Annotated in this window: 22 protein-coding genes; 12 read left to right on the top strand and 10 right to left on the bottom strand. The window is 34.3% G+C overall.

The window, feature by feature from the left end; all coding sequences use genetic code 11:
• Positions 1 to 15 precede the first annotated feature (15 nt).
• A complete protein-coding gene (locus tag LPC23_RS05615) occupies positions 16 to 642 on the top strand; it encodes a WbqC family protein (protein WP_229328753.1) in 627 nt (208 codons plus the stop codon).
• Here LPC23_RS05615 and LPC23_RS05610 read toward each other — a convergent pair whose 3' ends face one another.
• The 6 genes from LPC23_RS05610 to LPC23_RS05585 all read right to left on the bottom strand — a co-directional run bounded on the left by LPC23_RS05610 (position 643) and on the right by LPC23_RS05585 (position 6,827).
• Positions 643 to 1,689, bottom strand: a complete 1,047-nt coding sequence (locus LPC23_RS05610; protein ID WP_229328751.1) for an endonuclease/exonuclease/phosphatase family protein — start codon at positions 1,687 to 1,689, stop codon at positions 643 to 645.
• Positions 1,690 to 1,705: 16 nt separating this feature from the next.
• Positions 1,706 to 2,548, bottom strand: coding sequence for a rhomboid family intramembrane serine protease (locus tag LPC23_RS05605; RefSeq protein WP_229328748.1), 843 nt, complete (start codon positions 2,546 to 2,548; stop codon positions 1,706 to 1,708).
• Positions 2,549 to 2,599: 51 nt separating this feature from the next.
• The gene (locus LPC23_RS05600) at positions 2,600 to 3,346 is read right to left on the bottom strand and encodes a rhomboid family intramembrane serine protease (protein WP_229323430.1); all 747 of its coding nucleotides are present in this window, start codon (positions 3,344 to 3,346) and stop codon (positions 2,600 to 2,602) included.
• Positions 3,343 to 5,205 (bottom strand): DNA mismatch repair endonuclease MutL, encoded by a 1,863-nt coding sequence (gene mutL, locus LPC23_RS05595; RefSeq protein ID WP_229328746.1) that lies wholly within the window; start codon positions 5,203 to 5,205, stop codon positions 3,343 to 3,345. Before mutL ends, LPC23_RS05600 begins: the two co-directional genes overlap by 4 nt.
• 158 nt (positions 5,206 to 5,363) lie before the next feature.
• Positions 5,364 to 5,936 (bottom strand): 6,7-dimethyl-8-ribityllumazine synthase, encoded by a 573-nt coding sequence (ribH, locus tag LPC23_RS05590; RefSeq protein ID WP_229328744.1) that lies wholly within the window; start codon positions 5,934 to 5,936, stop codon positions 5,364 to 5,366.
• A gap of 117 nt (positions 5,937 to 6,053) precedes the next feature.
• Positions 6,054 to 6,827 (bottom strand): tetratricopeptide repeat protein, encoded by a 774-nt coding sequence (locus LPC23_RS05585; protein ID WP_229328742.1) that lies wholly within the window; start codon positions 6,825 to 6,827, stop codon positions 6,054 to 6,056.
• A gap of 139 nt (positions 6,828 to 6,966) precedes the next feature.
• Between LPC23_RS05585 and recF the strand changes: the two genes are divergently transcribed.
• The 8 genes from recF to gap all read left to right on the top strand — a co-directional run bounded on the left by recF (position 6,967) and on the right by gap (position 14,299).
• A complete protein-coding gene (recF, locus tag LPC23_RS05580; protein WP_229328741.1) occupies positions 6,967 to 8,046 on the top strand; it encodes a DNA replication/repair protein RecF in 1,080 nt (359 codons plus the stop codon).
• Positions 8,047 to 8,116: 70 nt separating this feature from the next.
• The gene (locus LPC23_RS05575) at positions 8,117 to 8,815 is read left to right on the top strand and encodes a thioredoxin domain-containing protein (protein ID WP_229328740.1); all 699 of its coding nucleotides are present in this window, start codon (positions 8,117 to 8,119) and stop codon (positions 8,813 to 8,815) included.
• Positions 8,816 to 8,823: 8 nt separating this feature from the next.
• Positions 8,824 to 9,501, top strand: coding sequence for a DUF2461 domain-containing protein (locus LPC23_RS05570; protein ID WP_229323418.1), 678 nt, complete (start codon positions 8,824 to 8,826; stop codon positions 9,499 to 9,501).
• 35 nt (positions 9,502 to 9,536) lie between these two features.
• A complete protein-coding gene (gene murB, locus LPC23_RS05565) occupies positions 9,537 to 10,550 on the top strand; it encodes a UDP-N-acetylmuramate dehydrogenase (RefSeq protein WP_229328739.1) in 1,014 nt (337 codons plus the stop codon).
• Positions 10,551 to 10,675: 125 nt separating this feature from the next.
• The gene (locus LPC23_RS05560; RefSeq protein ID WP_229328738.1) at positions 10,676 to 11,779 is read left to right on the top strand and encodes a glycosyltransferase; all 1,104 of its coding nucleotides are present in this window, start codon (positions 10,676 to 10,678) and stop codon (positions 11,777 to 11,779) included.
• A complete protein-coding gene (locus LPC23_RS05555; RefSeq protein WP_229328736.1) occupies positions 11,770 to 12,327 on the top strand; it encodes an RNA polymerase sigma factor in 558 nt (185 codons plus the stop codon). Before LPC23_RS05560 ends, LPC23_RS05555 begins: the two co-directional genes overlap by 10 nt.
• Positions 12,328 to 12,414: 87 nt before the next feature.
• Entirely contained in the window at positions 12,415 to 13,284 is an 870-nt protein-coding gene (gene lipA / locus LPC23_RS05550; protein WP_229327134.1) for a lipoyl synthase, read from the top strand.
• Positions 13,285 to 13,294: 10 nt separating this feature from the next.
• Positions 13,295 to 14,299: a type I glyceraldehyde-3-phosphate dehydrogenase gene (gene gap, locus LPC23_RS05545; RefSeq protein ID WP_229328733.1), complete on the top strand. Its 1,005-nt coding sequence runs from the start codon at positions 13,295 to 13,297 to the stop codon at positions 14,297 to 14,299.
• A 1-nt stretch (position 14,300) separates the two neighbouring features.
• Here the strand turns inward: gap and lpxK are convergent, their stop codons facing one another.
• The 4 genes from lpxK to LPC23_RS05525 form a co-directional block, all read right to left on the bottom strand.
• A complete protein-coding gene (gene lpxK / locus LPC23_RS05540) occupies positions 14,301 to 15,311 on the bottom strand; it encodes a tetraacyldisaccharide 4'-kinase (protein WP_229328730.1) in 1,011 nt (336 codons plus the stop codon).
• Between the two features lie 5 nt (positions 15,312 to 15,316).
• Positions 15,317 to 15,598, bottom strand: a complete 282-nt coding sequence (locus tag LPC23_RS05535) for a Txe/YoeB family addiction module toxin (RefSeq protein ID WP_229323406.1) — start codon at positions 15,596 to 15,598, stop codon at positions 15,317 to 15,319.
• Positions 15,574 to 15,813: a DUF2683 family protein gene (locus LPC23_RS05530; RefSeq protein WP_229323404.1), complete on the bottom strand. Its 240-nt coding sequence runs from the start codon at positions 15,811 to 15,813 to the stop codon at positions 15,574 to 15,576. The genes LPC23_RS05535 and LPC23_RS05530 overlap by 25 nt, the downstream gene beginning before the upstream one ends.
• Before the next feature lie 90 nt (positions 15,814 to 15,903).
• The gene (locus tag LPC23_RS05525) at positions 15,904 to 16,632 is read right to left on the bottom strand and encodes a peptidase associated/transthyretin-like domain-containing protein (RefSeq protein WP_229328728.1); all 729 of its coding nucleotides are present in this window, start codon (positions 16,630 to 16,632) and stop codon (positions 15,904 to 15,906) included.
• Positions 16,633 to 16,728: 96 nt separating this feature from the next.
• On the opposite strand from LPC23_RS05525, the gene LPC23_RS05520 reads away from it, so the two are divergent.
• Genes LPC23_RS05520 through LPC23_RS05510 form a run of 3 tightly spaced genes read left to right on the top strand, consistent with a single transcriptional unit; the run spans position 16,729 to position 19,487 of the window.
• Positions 16,729 to 17,823 carry a Nif3-like dinuclear metal center hexameric protein gene (locus tag LPC23_RS05520; RefSeq protein WP_229328726.1) on the top strand — a complete coding sequence of 365 codons (1,095 nt, stop codon included), beginning with the start codon at positions 16,729 to 16,731 and terminating at the stop codon, positions 17,821 to 17,823.
• Between the two features lie 3 nt (positions 17,824 to 17,826).
• A complete protein-coding gene (locus LPC23_RS05515) occupies positions 17,827 to 18,606 on the top strand; it encodes a zinc ribbon domain-containing protein (RefSeq protein ID WP_229323398.1) in 780 nt (259 codons plus the stop codon).
• A 38-nt stretch (positions 18,607 to 18,644) separates the two neighbouring features.
• Positions 18,645 to 19,487 carry an alpha/beta hydrolase gene (locus LPC23_RS05510; RefSeq protein ID WP_229328724.1) on the top strand — a complete coding sequence of 281 codons (843 nt, stop codon included), beginning with the start codon at positions 18,645 to 18,647 and terminating at the stop codon, positions 19,485 to 19,487.
• Positions 19,488 to 19,507: the final 20 nt, after the last annotated feature.

The raw sequence follows: 19,507 nt of genomic DNA, 5'->3' as shown, positions 1-19,507 counted from the left end.
ATTGCTACATTTTTCATGAACATTCTTATTCTCCCCACTTACTTCCCTTCTATTAGTCATTTAGCAGCTATTGTTCAGGCCGAAAAAGTAACTTTTGAAATGGAAGATAATTTCCAAAAACAAACGAATCGCAACCGAACCTATATCTATAGCCCTAACGGAATTCAACTACTGAATATACCTATAAAACATTCTAAAACTGCTCATCAGAAAACAAAAGACATTCAGATTGAAAATGAGTTTGATTGGCAAAAACAACATTTCAAATCCTTAGAAGCAGCCTATAGAAGTTCGCCTTTCTTTGAATATTTTGAAGACGATTTACTTCCAATTTTTGAAAAGAAACATCAGTATTTAATGGACTTGAATTTGGAAGTTTTTGATTTGATTACTAGATGCCTTCGAATGAAAATAGAATATACAAAGACAACTGAATATTTTCACGAAATCAATTCAGATGAAATTACTGATTTCCGCTTTTTGGCAAACGGAAAAAAAGACAGTTCGCAATTTGAAAGCTATACACAAGTATTTGATGATAAATTTGGTTTTATCAACAATCTTAGCGTATTAGACTTAGTTTTTAATGAAGGAAAATTTGCGTTGGATTATTTGAAATCACAACCCCTTGTATTGAAATAATTAATCAAAAGAGAGTTTTGCCATTATAGGATAGTGATCTGAATTTTCGAAATCAGAAAAGCTCTCAAACTGTTTTACTTTCATTCTTTCGTCAGCAAAAATATAATCAATGCGCGCTGGATAATAACGGAACTTATAGGTCGCGCCAAAACCTTTACCTGCTTCTTCAAAAGTATCTCTTAGTTTGCCTTTAATATTGCGATATACGTATGAAAAAGCGCTATTATTCATATCGCCGCAGATAATTAAAGGATAATCACAATCCGTTTTGTGTTTTTTGAACAACTCGGCTTGTTGCTGTTGCTGTTTGAACGCTTTACTAATACGTCTCAATAACTTTTGCGATTTACTTTGATTCATCACATTAATATCATCATTAATTTCAGTTACATCGGGAGATATTTTAATGGATTGCAAGTGCATATTGTACACTCTAATAATTTCTTTTCCTTTCTTGATATCCGCAAAAATTACATTATTGTTTGAATTTGGAAAAACTATATTTCCTTCATTAATAATTGGGAATTTAGAAAAAATGGCTTGACCTGTTTTAATTTGGTCACCCGCCATAACGATATATTTGTGTGGATACACTTTTAAATCTATATCCGCTGAATACGAAAACTCTTGGATACAAAGTATATCTGGATTCTTTTCATTAATAAAAGTAAGGATTTGCGCAGGAACATCATCTCGATCAATCCACTTAAAAAGATTTAACAAACGAACATTGTAACTCATTACGCTAAAATTCTTTTCGCTTTCAGGAAATTCTTTGGTAGAGAACTTGTAAAATTTATTGATAAAGGTAATTCCCATCAATAAAACTAAACCCGATAATATCATTCGTTTCTTAAACTGGAAACCCCAATAAAAAAAGAACAAAGCGTTAAATATAAAAAACAGGGGCATAAATAAGGTCAAAACCGATAGTAAAGGAAAAGCTTTTGGCGCAAGAAAAGGCAACAAATACGCACTGAAAGTAACTACAGTCAGAACTATATTTAAAAGAAACATCCCTTTATTGAACCACGAAAGATTTTTCATCTCTTTGCTAACTAATTTATTTACCTGCTTTAAACAAGAATTCTTTTTCTTCTTGTGTTAAGGAATCATATCCAGATTGACTGATTTTATCTAAAATTTCATCTATTTGTTGTTGGGTTTTGTCCTTAACCACAATTCTAGAACTTGGTTTTGGTGCCGATTTGGGATAATTTTTATGTACTTTTTTAAAAGGCGCGCGCTTTGATTTTTTAAATGGGTTATTTAAAATGCGACTTAAATCAATTCCATTTTGGAGCAATTTAATAAAAATAAATCCAAAAAAAGCACCTGCAAGATGCGCAATATGTCCACCTGTGTTTGCAATTCGGAATTGCATAAAATCCAACACTAAAATTACCGCGGTAATATGCCATAATTTAACATTGCCAATAAGTAGTAATCGGACATTCATCAACGGACGATAAGTAGTTGTAGCCACTAAGATTGCCATAATAGCACCCGAAGCTCCTACCATAGCCGAACTCAAATTCAAAAAGTAATACGCAATTACAAAGGCTAATCCAGAAAAGAACGCACTCAACAAATACAATCCTAAAAACTGTTTAGTATTGAAAAAAGTTAAAAATAATGTACTGAAAAAATGCAACACCATCATGTTGAAAAACAAATGTCCAAACCCATAATGAAAAAAAGCATAGCTAATCAAGGTCCATGGTTTGGTCACCAAAACCGAAGGCTCTGAAGATAAGGCAACCCAATTAGGATAATTAAAAATACCTAATTGAAATTGGTAGAAAAAGACTAACGAAATAAGAAAGCACAACAAATTCCAAAAAATTACTTGAACAGCAATTCCTCCCATTTTGTATTGCATCTTTAAATCGTCTATAATACCCATTTGTAAAAATTTCTTCTAAAATAAACTCTATTTTTAATTAATTATTGCGGCTTAATTCCAGCGGTTAGAATTGAATTGATTTTTTTTCCAATACCAAACAATTAAAAAACCAAATAAAGCACCTCCTACGTGAGCAAAATGAGCCACTCCACCACCACCAAAAATTGATTTCCCCGAGATTCCTAAATACAAATCAACCAGAACTAAGCCTGGTACAAAATACTTTGCTTTGATTGGTATAGGGATGAACATCAAACCCAGTTCAGCATTAGGAAACATAAAAGCAAAAGCTACAATAATTCCGTAAATCGCTCCTGATGCCCCAACAGCGGTTCCTACATAGGCACTGGTGAAATTTTGAAACTGTGTTACAGTAATCACTTCTTGCCAACGAGTATCAATTCTTCCTTCGTTTAAAAGTGTTAGAATTTCAGATTTTGAAAATCCGTTGGAAATTAATGCGTCTAAGCCTTCTTGAAAATGATAATAATTCACGCCTGTATGAACTAGAGCCGAACCCAAGCCGCAGGAAATATAGAAAAACAAAAACTTCTTACTTCCCCAAAATTGTTCTAAAGCAGATCCAAAGGAAAATAAAGCAAACATATTAAATAAGATATGCATAAATCCACCATGCATAAACATATAGGTAATGGGCTGCCAAGCTTTAAAATCTGGGTTTTCCGGAAAAAACAAAGCTAAATATTGATAGGCTGGGCCCGAAACTAAAAGTGTCCCAACAAAAAATAAAATATTAATAATAATTAACTGTTTGACAGTTTCCGTTACATTTCTCATAGGGCAAATTTTTTATCTATATCTTCTACACGCATCGTGATGAAAGTAGGTTTTTGAAAAGGGGAAACATTGGGTTCCTTACAAGCAAACAATCCGTTGACCAAGTTTTCTTGTTCTTTTTCGGTCAAATAACTTCCTGTTTTAACCGCCAAACTTTTTGCCATTGATTTGGCAATCGTATCGTTTTGACTGAAACTACTTTCTGGAATTCCGTCCTGCAAATCACTTAGCAATTGTTCTAAAACCAAGGAAACTTCGCTTTCGGTAATATTCACTGGAATACCCGAAATAACTACATGATCTTCTTTAGTTGCCTCAAATACAAATCCGGTATTCATTAAAGACAACTGCAATTCGGCAATCAATTCCATCTCATTCTTTGAAAAATACAAATTCAACGGAAACAACAATTGCTGACTAGAAGCTTGCTTTACGGTCATATTAACCAAAAATTGTTCGTACAACACTCGTTGATGTGCGCGTTGCTGATCTACAATCACCATCCCTGATTTAATTGGAGAAACGATGTATTTTTTATGAATTTGATAGGTTCTGTGAATGGTGGTCTCCGCATCTTCTAAATCAAATAATGAAGCTGTTACTTCTTCTTGTTCAAAATTAAAATTACTAGAGGCTGAAAACGTTTCGGTTTCTTGCTTCAATCCCACATACAAGCCTTCCCAACTCGAAGCAATTTCTGTTTTTTTATAACTCCCTCCAGAACCTGAATAGGATTTTGTAGGTTGCACTTCTGAAAAAGGATTAAAATTAGCATCAACTTGAACCGTTGGCATAGCTCCTTCCAAATCTTTATAATGGTAGGGTGTATCTAAGTTAGCATCGCGATCAAAATCCAACACAGGAGCAACATTAAATTGTCCTAAACTGTGTTTGATAGCGGCTCTTAAAATAGCATATAAGGCTTGTTCATCATCAAACTTGATCTCAGTCTTCGTTGGATGAATGTTGATATCTATGGAATGCGGTGGAACGGTTAAATATAAAAAATAACTCGGCTGCGCACCGTCTTTTAAAATTCCGTCATAAGCCGCCATTACAGCATGGTGCAAATACCCGCTTTTAATATATCTGTCGTTCACAAAGAAGAATTGCTCTCCCCTATTTTTTTTGGCAAATTCAGGTTTGCTCACAAATCCTTGAATTTGGACAATCTCTGTTTCTTCTTGAACCGGAACTAATTTCTCATTGGTTTTACCCGAAAAAATACCAACAATTCGCTGTCTAAAATTTAACTGAGGCAAATTGAACATTTCACTTCCATTGTGGTAAAACGTAAAATGAATGTTGGGATGTGCCAATGCCACTCGTTGAAATTCGTCAATAACATGACGGTATTCCACAATATCCGATTTTAAGAAATTGCGTCGAGCTGGAATATTATAAAATAAATTTTTAACTGCAAACGAAGTTCCTTTAGGCAAAACCGCTACTTCTTGAGAAACAAATTTACTCCCCTCAATAATGAGATGTGTTCCTAATTCTTCCTGGTCTTGCTTGGTCTTCATCTCCACATGAGCAATCGCCGCAATGGAAGCCAAGGCTTCTCCACGAAATCCTTTGGTATGCAATGAAAATAAATCTTCCGCCTGGCGAATTTTAGAAGTAGCATGTCGTTCAAAACACAAACGCGCATCAGTTACACTCATACCCACACCATTATCAATCACTTGTATCAATGATTTTCCAGCATCTTTAATGATTAACTTAATGTCTGTTGCTTTCGCATCAACTGCATTTTCAAGCAATTCCTTTACTACAGATGCAGGCCGTTGCACCACTTCACCAGCGGCAATTTGATTGGCAACATGATCAGGAAGCAATTGAATAATACTCGACATCAAAAAGGTTTTAATTGTTGGGGGTTGTTTGTGGTTGCACCATAAAGTACAAATTTAGGGAATTTATACTTGGTTTTAAAACATCCGTAATTACAAAAAATAGACAAACCTATACTATTTACTTGTAGTATAGGTTTGTTAGAGTATTTTACTTTTAACTATTCTTCTATTTGCAAGGGTTTGTTCTCGATTTGCAATGCGCTAGCACCTAATAAGTGTTGATTATCTATTTGATGAGACAAAGAAGCTTGTTGACGGATAAAAGCCATTTTGATAGCTGCTATAGCCGCTTCAGTTCCTTTATTGCCATGGATTCCACCACTTCTATCAATAGATTGTTGCATAGTATTATCTGTTAGCACACAAAAAATAACCGGAATATCGGTTTGTACATTCAAATCCTTAATTCCTTGTGTTACCCCTTCGCAAACAAAATCAAAATGTTTTGTTTGTCCTTGAATGACACAACCAATTGCAATCACCGCATCTACATTTTGTGTTTGCAGCATTTTCTTGGCACCATATACTAATTCAAAACTTCCAGGTACGTTCCAACGAATAATCTGTTGGGGAGGAACTTGGTTTTCTAATAACGCTGTAAAAGCACCATTATATAGTCCTTCGGTAATCGTTTCATTCCATTCTGCCACTACAATTCCAAAACGAAAATTGCGAGCATCAGGAACACTATTTTTATCGTAATCTGATAAATTTTTATTTTCGGTAGCCATAATCAGTTCGTATTAGTTTACTGTTAAAGATAAAAATAAAGGTTAGAAATTACAACTAATTAGATACAATCTAATTGCATTATAATTGCTAACCTACTACTTTATTGGAGTGTTTAACTATTGTGCCAATCCAATCAATACATCAACTGAAGCTGCTTCAGGAGTTGCATCATAAAAATCTTTGATTTCAGTGAAATATTTCAACGCTTCTTCTTTGTTTCCAAGAGCTAAAGCTGTCTTTCCTGCTTTCAATAAAAAACGTGGTGTAGTAAAATCATTTTTACTAGACTCAGCAGCTTTAATGTAATTTTCTAAAGCTTCTTTTTGTTGGTTTTTTTGAGCGTATGCATCTCCAATAGCTCCTTTTGCTAAAGCACCTAAAATCATATCTTTAGATTCGAATTTGCTTAAAAAATCAATTGCTTCAGCATATTTACCTGTATTCAAGTATGCAATACCTGCATAATAGTTAGCCAAGTTACCTGCATCAGTTCCTGAGTATTCTTCAGCAATTTTAATAAAACCAAATTTACCTTCAGAACCATTCAATGATAATTTGTACAAAGAGTCGCTTGCAACTCCATCAGTAGCTTTTTGAAAATTTTGTTGTGCAACAAACATTTCATTAGCTGCTTCTTCTTCCTTAGGTGTTGCAATAAATTTTTCAAATGCTAAATACCCAACAGTTACTAATGCTATTGCAGCAACAAAACCAATAATTACTTTTTGATTTTTAGCAACGAAATCTTCTGTTTTAGAAGCAGTTTCGTCTAATTTAGAGAAAACACCAGCAGTTGTACTGTCTTTTTCGTCTACTTGAATATCTTCAACAACTTCTTTAACTTCTTTTTCTTTAGGTGTTTTATATCCTCTCTTATTATAAGTGGCCATTTGTATTTAATTTAGTGAGTGGCAAAAATAAAATTTTTATTCAAATCTAAAAGGCATTTTATGGATATTTTTCAATAATTTGCGCACAGTTAGTAAAAGGATGCTAATAAAACGCTATTCTTCATTCCAGCGAGACAAAATGTATTTAAAAAAGATTTCATTATTCAATTATAAAAACTTTGCTGAAGCTAATTTCGAGTTTGACTCCAAAATCAATTGTTTTGTGGGAAAAAACGGAATTGGTAAAACCAATGTACTCGATGCAATTTACCATTTATCCTATGGAAAGAGTTATTTTAACCCTCTTGCAGTGCAGAATATCAAACACGGAGAAGAGTTTTTTGTAATCGATGCTGAGCTAGAAAAAGAAAATAGAGCCGAACAAATTGTTTGCAGTCTAAAAAAAGGACAAAAAAAAATCCTAAAACGCAACGGCAAAGTTTACGATAAATTTTCAGACCATATTGGCTTTGTTCCGTTAGTAATTATTTCGCCAGCCGACAGAGATTTAATTATTGAAGGAAGCGAAACGCGTCGCAAATTTATGGATAGCGTCATTTCGCAACTGGATTCTCATTATTTACAGCAACTCATTCAGTATCAAAAAGTACTCAGTCAGCGAAATGCATTATTGAAGTATTTTGCTTTAAATCAAGTTTTCGAAAAGGATACCTTGTCAATTTACAACGAACAATTGAATGGATTTGCTCAGTCGCTTTTTGAAAAAAGAAAATCGTTTATTCAGGAATTTATCCCGATTTTTAATAAGCACCACCAAGCGATAACTGATTCTCAAGAAACCGTTCAATTGGTGTATGAAAGTCATTTATTCGAAAATGATTTGGAAACACTTTTACAAGAGAACATTAACAAAGATAGAGCTTTACAATACACTAGTGTCGGAATTCACAAAGACGATTTATCGTTTGAAATCGACTCGTATCCTATAAAGAAATTTGGTTCACAAGGCCAACAAAAATCATTTCTTATTGCTTTAAAATTAGCCCAGTTTGAATTCTTAAAAAAACAAAGTGGCGTAAAACCATTACTACTTTTCGATGATATCTTTGACAAATTGGACGAAAGTCGCGTAGCCAAAATAGTTGAAATGGTCAATAGCGATACTTTTGGACAGCTTTTTATTTCTGATACGCATTCAGAACGAACAGAAACCATTGTAAAATCAACACATCAATCTTATAAAATTTTTAGTTTGTAAATGGTGTTGAATTAAAGATACAATTTAAAAAAACAGTACTTTTGTAATCTAATTTATACCCTATTAAACAATGAAATCATTCACCTCTTATTTATTGATTGTATTATCTTTTGTTATTGTTTCTTGTAACGGACAATCTTCAAAAAATATTAAAAATGTAGATGCGATGGCTTTTTCTAAATTGATCCAGACTACTACAAATCCTCAAATACTTGATGTAAGAACTCCAGAAGAATTTGCCGCTGATCATATTGATAATGCTCAAAACATCAACTGGCTAGGTTCTGATTTTACTTCAAAAACTACCAGCTTAGACAAATCAAAACCCGTTTATGTATACTGTAAAATTGGTGGAAGAAGTCAGCAAGCTGTAGAAAAATTATCCGAACTTGGTTTTACGGAAATTGTTCAACTAGAAGGTGGATTCTTAAAATGGGAAGCAGCTGGATTATCAAAACCTGCTTCAAAGAAAATTGGAATTTCTCAAAAAGAATATGCTGATTTACTAAACTCTGACAAAAAAGTATTAATAGATTTTTATGCCGAATGGTGTGCGCCTTGCAAAAAAATGACCCCTTATTTGTTGAAAATGGAAAAAGAAATGGCAGATCAAGTGGTTATTATTCGTTTGGATGCTGATAAAAACAAAAGTTTACTTTCAGAAATGAAAATTAGTGAATTACCTACACTTTTATTGTACGAAAATAAACAAATCAAATGGCAGCATTCTGGATACATTAGTGAAGCTGATTTGAAAAAACAATTATAAACGACAGTATGATTACTAAAGACAGTTTGCAATTTCTAGCTGATTTAAAAGCGAATAATAATCGGGATTGGTTCTTGAATAACAAAAAGCGTTACGAGCTTTTTAAGAAAGATTACCACCAACTCGTTGGGTCATTTTTGGACGCGATGAAACCACTTGATCCGTCGTTAGAATTACTTGAAATTAAAAATTGCACTTTTAGAATCAATCGTGATATTCGTTTTTCAAAAGACAAAACGCCATACAAAACCCACTTAAGTGTTTGGATGTCATCCGGAGCTAAGGGAAACAACCGTTCCGGTTATTACATTCATATTGAAAAAGATAAAAGCTTTATCGCTGGCGGATTGTATTGTCCTGAAGCCGAAGATTTGAAGAAAATCCGAAAAGAAATTGCTTTTTTCTATGATGATTTGGAAGCCATCCTACAAGAGAAAAACTTCAAAAAAGAGTTTAAAGATTTCGATCGAAACGAAACGAATGTTTTGAAAAATCCGCCTCGAGGTTATGAAAAAGACCATCCCGCTATTGATTTTTTAAAATTGAAAAGTTTTGAAAGCACTCAACATTTTGATTTCTCCGAAGTCTTGAAAAAAGATTTCGTACAAAATATGTCTCAAAAATTAATTGCCTTACGACCTTTAAACGAATTTATCAATCGAGCGCTAACTACCGACGAATTTTAATTCTTACTTTTGAGCTTTAAAAAGCATTTTATTCTATGACGCTACACTCTAATTTTTCTCTAAAAAACTACAATACTTTTGGCATTGAAGCCAAAGCAAAGCAATTCATCGCGGTACATTCGTTAGATGAATTGAAAACTGTTTTAGTTGAAAATCCAACGGAGAAAAAATTTATTTTAGGTGGTGGAAGCAATATGCTTCTCACTCAAGATATAAATGCTTTGGTGATTCATATTGATTTAAAGGGCAAAAAAATCATTGATGAAAATGACGATTTTGTATGGGTAGAAAGTCAGGCAGGTGAAAACTGGCACGAATTTGTACTTTGGACCATTGATCAAAATTTTGGTGGCTTAGAAAATATGTCCCTAATTCCGGGTAATGTAGGAACTACACCAGTGCAAAATATTGGCGCTTATGGTGCCGAAATCAAAGATCACTTTATTTCTTGTCAAGCCATTTCAATAGCCAATCAAGAACTAAGAACGTTTCAAAATGAGGAATGTCGTTTTGGTTACCGAGAAAGCATTTTCAAAAACGAAGTCAAAGACCAATACATCATCACTTCAGTAGTTTTTAAATTAACCAAACGCAATCATAAAATAAACACTTCCTATGGTGATATTTTAGGCGAATTAGAGAAAAACAACATACAAAATCCAAGTCTGAAAGACGTAAGTAATGCTGTTATTGCAATTCGTCAAAGTAAATTACCCGATCCTAAAGAATTAGGAAATAGTGGCAGTTTCTTTAAAAATCCTATTGTACCCAAATCAGATTTTGAGAAAATTCACCAACGATTTCCTGAAATGAAATACTTTGAAGTTTCTACTACCGAAGTGAAAGTTCCTGCAGGTTGGTTAATTGAACAAGCAGGTTTCAAAGGCAAACGTTTTGGCGATGCCGGAGTACACAAAAATCAAGCTTTGGTCTTGGTGAATTATGGAAATGCTACTGGTCAAGAAATATTGGCCGTTTCAAAAGATATTCAAGAAACTGTTTTTAAAACTTTCGGAATTCGCATTGAGGCTGAAGTAAATGTGATTTAATACAATTACTCCCTCTTATCTTGTAATTTAAAATGAATGAAAGGCATAAAAAATTGCCTCCTATTCATTTCAAATTCGTTTTTGTATTCCTACATTTGCACACGATTTAAAAAGACAATTTCCCCATGCTTATACTTTTATACATTTTTATTGGACTAGCCGTAATTCAATTGGCATACTATCTAGGTGTTTTTGGGCAATTTGCTTTTGCAAAAGCACAACAAATTACACCCAAAAGAATTCCTATTTCGGTAATTGTATGTGCTAAAAATGAAGAAGAAAATGTAGTGAAGTACATTCCGCTTTTAGCCGAACAAAATTATCCTGATTTTGAAATCGTTTTGATAGACGATGCATCAGGCGATAATACATTGGAGATTTTCGAACAATTTGAAAAACAATATCCTAATGTTCGATTAGTAAAAGTAGAGAACAACGAAGCCTTTTGGGGGAATAAAAAATACGCCTTGACATTAGGAATCAAAGCAGCTAAAAAGGAATACCTTCTTTTTACTGATGCCGATTGTTACCCAACATCAAAAGATTGGATTACGGCTATGAGTTCGCAATTCACCATGCAAAAAACGATTGTTTTAGGTTATGGTAAATATGAAAAAATTGCTAACTCATTCTTAAATAAAATTATTCGTTTTGAAAATGTATTGAACACCATTCAATATTTTTCTTGGGCAAAATTAGGATTCCCTTATATGGGACTAGGTCGAAATATGGCGTACAAAAGAGAAGAATTTTTCAATGTAAATGGTTTTATCGACCATATGCAAATTCGCACAGGAGACGATGAATTATTCATTAATCAAGCTGCTAACGGTAAAAACACAACCATTGCTTTTACTCCTGAAAGTTTTTCTGTTTCTAAACCAAAAACTACCTTTTCGGCTTTTTTCAACCAAAAGAGAAGACAAATTGCTACCGCAGACTACTTTAAGTCAGCTGATCAATTTAAACTAGGATTATTTTATGGCTCACAATTATTATTTATAATAACGGCGGCTATTTTATTTGCATTTCAGTTTGAATGGATTATTGTTTTAAGTATTTTCTTGGGACGCTATTTGATTGCTTGGATCGTTGTCGGATTTTCAGCTGGAAAACTAAAAGAGAATGATATTAAATGGTGGTTCCCTATTGTTGAAATTGTACTTATCTTTACACAAGTGAATGCGTATTTTACCAATTTATTCTCAAAACCAATCCAGTGGAAATAAACCAACAAATAGAAAAAGCAAAACTAGGCGATCAAACTGCCTTCACTTTTCTATTGGATTATTATTGGAATGAAGTCTATGGTTTTATGTTGGTGCGTACCGAAAACGAAACGGATGCCGAGGACATCACCATCGAAACCTTCTCTAAGGCATTTAACAAAATTAGCTCCTACAATAACGAATTTAAGTTCAATACCTGGCTGATAGCCATTGCTAAAAACGGTCATGTCGATTTATTGCGTAAACGAAAATCAAGTCTGTTTATCGAAATTACGGATGACGAAGACCAGAAAGCTCACAATGTAGCCGACATGACGCCTTCTGTAGAGGACAAAATAATCACAGAACAAAACCTTTCACAATTATTGAAATTCATTAAAGAATTGAAACCACACTATCAGGAAGTCATTCAAATGCGGTATTTTCAAGAAATGAGTTATCAAGAAATAGCCCTCAAAATTGACGAACCGTTGAGCAATGTGAAAATCAAAATTTTGAGAGCTAAAAAATTATTAGCCGAAATCATTCAAAAAGGATCCAAAGGTTAGTTTGATTTTATTTAACTATTGTTAATCCAAAATTTTCGTCTATCTACTTCAATACATTACTTATATTTGCAAAAGAAATTTGATGTTATGGAAACTGTTTTAGAAAATAAATTACCAACAGCTAAGCCAAAATGGTTGCGTGTAAAATTGCCTATTGGTAAAAAATACACGGAGTTAAGAGGATTAGTTGACAAATACAGCTTGAACACAATTTGTACTTCTGGAAGTTGCCCTAATATGGGCGAATGCTGGGGAGAAGGTACTGCAACCTTTATGATTTTAGGGAATATTTGTACCCGTTCTTGTGGTTTTTGTGGAGTAAAAACAGGCCGTCCAGAAACAGTTGATTGGGACGAACCCGAAAAAGTTGCGCGTTCTATCAAAATCATGAACATCAAACATGCCGTGATTACCAGTGTAGACCGTGATGATTTAAAAGATGGCGGATCTATCATTTGGATAGAAACTGTAAAAGCAATTCGCAGAATGAATCCGAACACAACCTTAGAAACCTTAATTCCAGATTTTCAAGGTATCGAAAGAAATATAGATCGTATCGTAGAAGCCAATCCTGAAGTAGTTTCGCATAATATTGAAACCGTACGTCGACTAACTCGTGAAGTGCGCATACAAGCCAAATACGATCGTAGTATGGAAGTATTGCGTTATTTAAAAGAAAAAGGAATCAACAGAACCAAATCGGGTATAATGCTAGGTTTAGGCGAAGAAGAGGAAGAAGTGATGCAAACACTTCGTGATTTACGCGCTGCCAATGTAGATGTAGTAACTATCGGTCAATATTTACAGCCTAGTAAAAAACACTTACCTGTTAAAGAATACATCACACCAGAGCAATTCGAGAAATACGAAAAATACGGATTGGAATTGGGTTTCCGTCACGTAGAAAGCGGGGCTCTAGTGCGTTCGTCTTACAAGGCACAAAAACACATTCTTTAATTTTCCTATTTTGAAAATACGAATTGCCATCAATGGTTTTGGAAGAATTGGTCGAAATCTTTTTCGATTGCTCCTCAACCATCCCCAAATAGAAGTGGTTGCTATTAATGACATTGCCGATACAAAGACCATGGCGCATCTGGTAAAATACGATAGTATTCATGGCGTATTACCCTTTGAAGTCAGCTCTGATACAAACGGGATTATAGTAGATGGGAAGCACATTCCTTTCTTCCACGAAAAAAGCATTACTAATTTGGATTGGAAAAGTCTTCACATTGACTATGTCATTGAATCGACTGGAAAATATAAAACTTTCGAAGAACTGAATTCGCATATTTTGGCTGGAGCCAAAAAAGTAATTCTATCGGCACCTTCTGAAGTGGATAGTATCAAAACAGTAGTATTAGGAGTAAATGAATCAATACTAGACGGAAGCGAAACTATCATTTCTAACGCGAGCTGTACGACTAACAATGCGGCACCAATGATTCAAATCATTGACCAATTGTGTGGCATTGAACAAGCCTACATCACCACCATTCACTCGTTTACTACCGACCAAAGCTTACACGACCAACCTCATAAAGATTTAAGACGTGCAAGAGGTGCAAGTCAATCTATAGTTCCTACAACAACTGGAGCAGCCAAAGCACTGACAAAAATCTTTACGCATTTAGAAAATAAAATGGGAGGTTGTGGCATTCGAGTTCCCGTTCCTGACGGATCTTTAACGGATATTACTTTCAATGTCAAACGAGCAGTTACGATTGAAGAAATCAATACCGCTTTTAAAACAGCTGCCGAAACCAATCTAAATGGAATTTTAGCGTACACCGAAGACTCAATCGTTTCAGTGGATGTAATTGGCAATACACATTCCTGTATTTTTGACGCTCAATTGACCTCTGTAATTGACAAAATGGTAAAAGTAGTGGGTTGGTATGACAATGAAATTGGCTACTCGTCTCGATTGATTGATTTGATTTTATACTCCAACAATCTGAAAGCTTAATCTATTGCTTCAAATAGTCCAATACCGAGGCATCAAATTCGTTTGAACCAACTAGTAACGAAGTTCGAATAGGCAAATAATACAATTGCTCTTTTAGGATAGAGTCTTTCAAACGAATATAATCTTTTTCGGTAGTTACAATCATCTTCTCTCCTGCTTGTTGTTTAATTTGTTGGATATCAGTTTCCGTAAAATGATGATGATCTGGATAGGTCAAACAAATAGATGCTGAGTTTGTCAAATAATTAAAAAACGAAGCTGGTTTTGCAATTCCTGCCAGAAGTACACAAGCCGATTGCTGAATAGTTGCCACTGGAACAGATGCAATACTAGATTGTACATTTTCATCAAAAGCAATCGTGCTAAAATAAACCGGAGCATCCGAATATGATTTTATTCTTTGCTTAATTTGACTTTGTTCTGTCTCAGAAAGTGTTGTAGGACATTTGGTTACTACAATCATATCTGCTCTTTGAGCGCCACTTCTTGATTCTCTTAAATTACCGGTTGGCAATAGAAAGTCATCCACAAATACATCATCATAAGCCGTCAACAAAATATAAAAACCCGCCTTGACTTTGCGGTGTTGAAAAGCATCATCCAATAAAATAACTTGAGGCTTCTTCTCTTGAGTCAATAATTGTTCAATCCCATTCTTTCTATCGGCGTCTACCGCTACTTGGATCGATGGGAATTTTTGGTAAAATTGATAGGGTTCGTCTCCTAAATTTTCAGCGGTAGCATTGGCATTCGCCAAAACAAAACCTTTCGACTTTCTTTTATACCCTCGGCTTAAAGTCGCTACAGCGTAACGTTCAGAAAGTAAACGAATCAGATACTCTATCTGCGGTGTTTTGCCTGTTCCACCCACGCTCAAATTCCCTACAACGATAACAGGAAGGTCAAACGAATAGGAAGCAAAGATGCCTTTGTCAAACAAAAAATTGCGAATACTTGTAATGAAACCATACAGAATAGCGAAAGGGAATAGTATTTTTCGGAGAAGATTCATAGCATTTATTTATCAGAATAATGACCCATTGCAGAAATAACATCTACAACAACCAAATCATCATTAACAGTATAAATTAATCGGTCTTTTGGGTTGATTTGTCTTGACCAAAAGCCAGATAAATTGGATTTTAAAGCTTCGGGTTTACCAACTCCCGAATAAGGAGTTTCAGATAATTCATTTAAAATTATTGCTATTTTTTTGATACTAGACTGATTGCCAGACTTTAAATGTTTAGCAATTTGCTTCTTTGCTAAATCTGTTATTTCAACCCTAAACTTCCCCATATATCATTCGGATCTACTATTGTTCTATTTTTACTTTTTTGAGCTTTTTTTACCATTGCAACAAATTCAGGATCATAGGGACTTTCCTCAATTTTATTAGAATCCGTTTCAATAATTTCAATTCCTTTTACCCCTTTAAAAAAAGATTCAGACATCGCCATAAAGGCTTTACCTGCCTTAGTGCGTTCGTTGATTTTAATGGTTAATGTAGTCATAAGTATTGATTTTTTGAATTACAAATATACAAAAATAGCCGTACCTTTTAATTTCATAAAAAACAGAAAAATAAGCACACTACAGCCAACTTATATTTTTTTAAACTCATCTCTCTTTTGATGCAAAAAGTCCAAAAGCATTAATTGATTATTACTTTTCTCTAGCAATCTAGCTTTGGGATCGACATCGCAAAATTCAAGAAAAAGAGCGACTTCATCCTCTTTCAAATGCAAGGTTTTAGTATAAAAATCAGGTTTAAAATTATTTTTTATTAGGTCTTTAAATACTATTGGAGGTGATTCTACTTTAACAATTTCTTTCTCCTTGGAAAACAGTTTACCAATCATATTGGCAATTTTAAAAAAATCTATCCCTGCAGTTTGTCCGTCATAAACCCCAGGATTTTTAAGCGTTTTTTGTAGCTTATCCATAGCTATATCATCCAGTTTATCCTGCTCAAATTTTTTATCTTTACTCAAGTGAATGGAGGGCGTTTTGACAATCAGAACTTCTTGCAACTCTTCCGGCTTCTTTACTAAAACTACTAAATTATCTTGCTTTAGCATCATATCCGCATCAATTACAACACGTTTTAAATCGTATCCCTTAGCAATAAAAATTAGAATTTCCCCAAGTTTACCAGTTAGAACAAACTTGCCTTCAGTATCAGTAAGGGTACTTTTTTTGGAATTAAAATTTACGACATCTACTTTTGCCATTGGGAAATTATCCGATAAAACTGTACCTTTAATCGTTTTTTCGGATTGCGAAAAACCAATTTGAAAAAACAAGAACAAAAAAGCTATTTTTAATTTCATTTTTTTGGTTTATAGGTAGTCAAAAATACCATTCGACGAAAATAAAACTCACAATAAAAAGATAAGCTATTGTTAAATTACGTTAAGATGAATTAAATGAAAATAAAAGAAATATTCCCTGTACTCGAAGCAATGGCCCCTTTAGCCTATGCCGAAGACTTTGATAATGTGGGGCTCTTAGTAGGCAATCCAGAAAATGACGCTACTGGAATTTTAGTATGTCACGATGCTTTAGAAAGTGTAATTGACGAAGCCATTACCAAAAATTGCAATTTGGTGGTTTGCTTTCACCCGATTCTATTTTCAGGTTTGAAGAAAATTACCGGAACAACTTATGTAGAGCGCGCAATTCTTAAAGCCATCAAAAACGACATTGCCATTTATGCTGTTCATACCGCTTTGGACAATCATCCTGAAGGAGTCAACAAAATATTTTGTGATGCTTTAGGGCTAAAAAACACCAAAATCCTCATCCCAAAAGAGAATTTCATCCGCAAATTAGTCACCTACACTGTTCCTGAAAATGCAGAAGCAGTTCGCAATGCCTTATTCCATGCAGGAGCTGGAAGTATTGGTAATTATGACAACTGCAGCTTTAACTCGAAAGGGACTGGAACCTATAAAGGCAACGAACATAGCAATCCTGAAATTGGAGAACGCTTTGAATTCGTTCAAGCTGACGAAATCAAAATCGAAGTTACGTTTGAAAAGCACCTAGAAAGTAGAATTTTGAAAACCTTGTTTCAAACGCATATCTACGAAGAAGTAGCTTACGAGATTTACGATCTCAAAAACCAACATCAAAATATTGGCTTAGGAATGATTGGCGAATTGCAAACACCAATGTGCGAAAAAGAATTCTTGGGAATGGTAAAAGAAAAAATGCAAGCAGGCGGCATCCGCCATTCGCAGTTTCTTGATAAACCCATACAAAAAGTAGCTGTTTTAGGAGGCGCTGGAAGTTTTGCCATCAAAAATGCAATCCGAGCTGGAGCCGATGCTTTTTTAACCGCTGATTTGAAATACCATCAGTTCTATGAGGCAGAAAACCAATTACTTTTGGCAGATATTGGACATTTTGAAAGCGAACGGTATACAAAAAATTATATTGTTGACTTTCTTAGAAAAAAAATCCTTAATTTTGCCATCATTTTTTCAGAAGAAAATACAAATCCAGTTAAGTACTTATAAAATATGGCGACTAAAAAAGAATTAAGTGTCGAAGACAAGTTAAGAGCAATATACGATTTACAACTTATTGACTCAAGAATTGACGAAATCAGAAACGTAAGAGGGGAACTTCCTTTAGAGGTAGAAGATTTAGAAGATGAAGTAGCTGGTTTAAGCACTCGTTCAGAAAAATTAAAAAGCGAACTTGAAGTTATCGAAGAGCAAATCAAAGTAAAGAAAAATGCTATTGACGAGCACAAAGAGGCTATCAAAAAATATACAAAACAACAAGAGAGTGTTCGTAACAACAGAGAATACAACTCTTTGACTAAAGAAGTTGAATTTCAAGAATTAGAAATTCAATTGGCTGAAAAGCAAATCAAAGAAATGAAAGCTTCTATTGAACACAAAAAAGAGGTGATTGCAAATTCTAAAGAAAAATTAGAATCAAAATCAACTCACTTGAAACATAAAAAATCAGAATTGGATGCTATTATGGCTGAAACTCAGAAAGAAGAAGAATTTCTTTCTCAAAAATCAGCAGAGTATGAAGCACAAATCGAAGAGCGTTTGTTAACTGCTTACAAAAGAATCAGAAGCAGCGTTCGTAATGGATTAGCTGTAGTTTCTATCGAAAGAGGAGCATCTGCAGGATCTTTCTTTACAATTCCACCACAAACACAAGTGGAAATTGCTGCTAGAAAGAAAATCATCACTGATGAGCACTCTGGAAGAATTTTGGTTGACAGTACGTTAGCCGAGGAGGAAAGAGAAAAAATGGAAAAATTATTTTCTAAATTTTAACTACTTGAAGTCCCGATGCAAATCGGGACTTTTTTATTATGAAGCAATTTCTTTTCTTCATTACTACCAAATCCTACGGAGCTTATATTAACCTATTGTGTTTTATTGCTCCCAAAAAAGCAACACTGCTGGCTTTCTCTCTTTTTAGTCATCCTCGAAAAGGAAAACTAAATAGCAACCAACTTCCACCCTTTTTGGCCGAAGCCAAAAAAGAAACTTTTGACAATCACGGTTTGCAGTTCCAAACCTACCGTTGGGACGGAGATGAAAAAATCATTTTTCTTTTACACGGTTGGGAAAGCAATACTATGCGTTGGAAAAAATTACTACCGCATCTCATTGAAACGGGACACACCATTATTGCAATAGACGCACCCGCTCACGGATTATCAGAAGGAAAAGAATTTAATGTGATACGCTATGCAGCCAGTATTGATTGTGTAGCCAAAAAATACAGCCCTAATTATATCATTGGACACTCTATTGGCGGAAAAGCAAGTTTGTATTACCAAGCGACCTACAATAATCCAACTGTAGAAAAAATGGTGCTTTTAGGTGCTCCATCCGATTATGCCATTATTTTTAAAAATTATGTACGCTTATTGCGATTGAATAGCCGAATGGAAAAATTGATTCACCAACATTATTGGGAGCGTTTCCAAGTTAAAGTCGCAGATTTTTCAGCACAGCATTACGCCCATTCCGTGACAGCTAAAGGACTTTTATTTCATGACTTAGACGATACCGTAGTATTGTATGAAGAAAGTAAAAAAACGAATCAGTATTGGAAAACGTCTGTTCTAGAAACCACAAAAGGATTGGGACATAGTTTACAAAACAAAGAAGTCTACAAAAAAATATCCGCCTACCTCTTACAATAAACCCGTACTTTTTTTCAATA

The sequence above is a fragment of the Flavobacterium ammonificans genome (assembly GCF_020885975.1).
Taxonomy (GTDB): Bacteria; Bacteroidota; Bacteroidia; order Flavobacteriales; family Flavobacteriaceae; genus Flavobacterium; species Flavobacterium ammonificans.
This window is presented reverse-complemented; position numbering and strand designations above follow the sequence as displayed.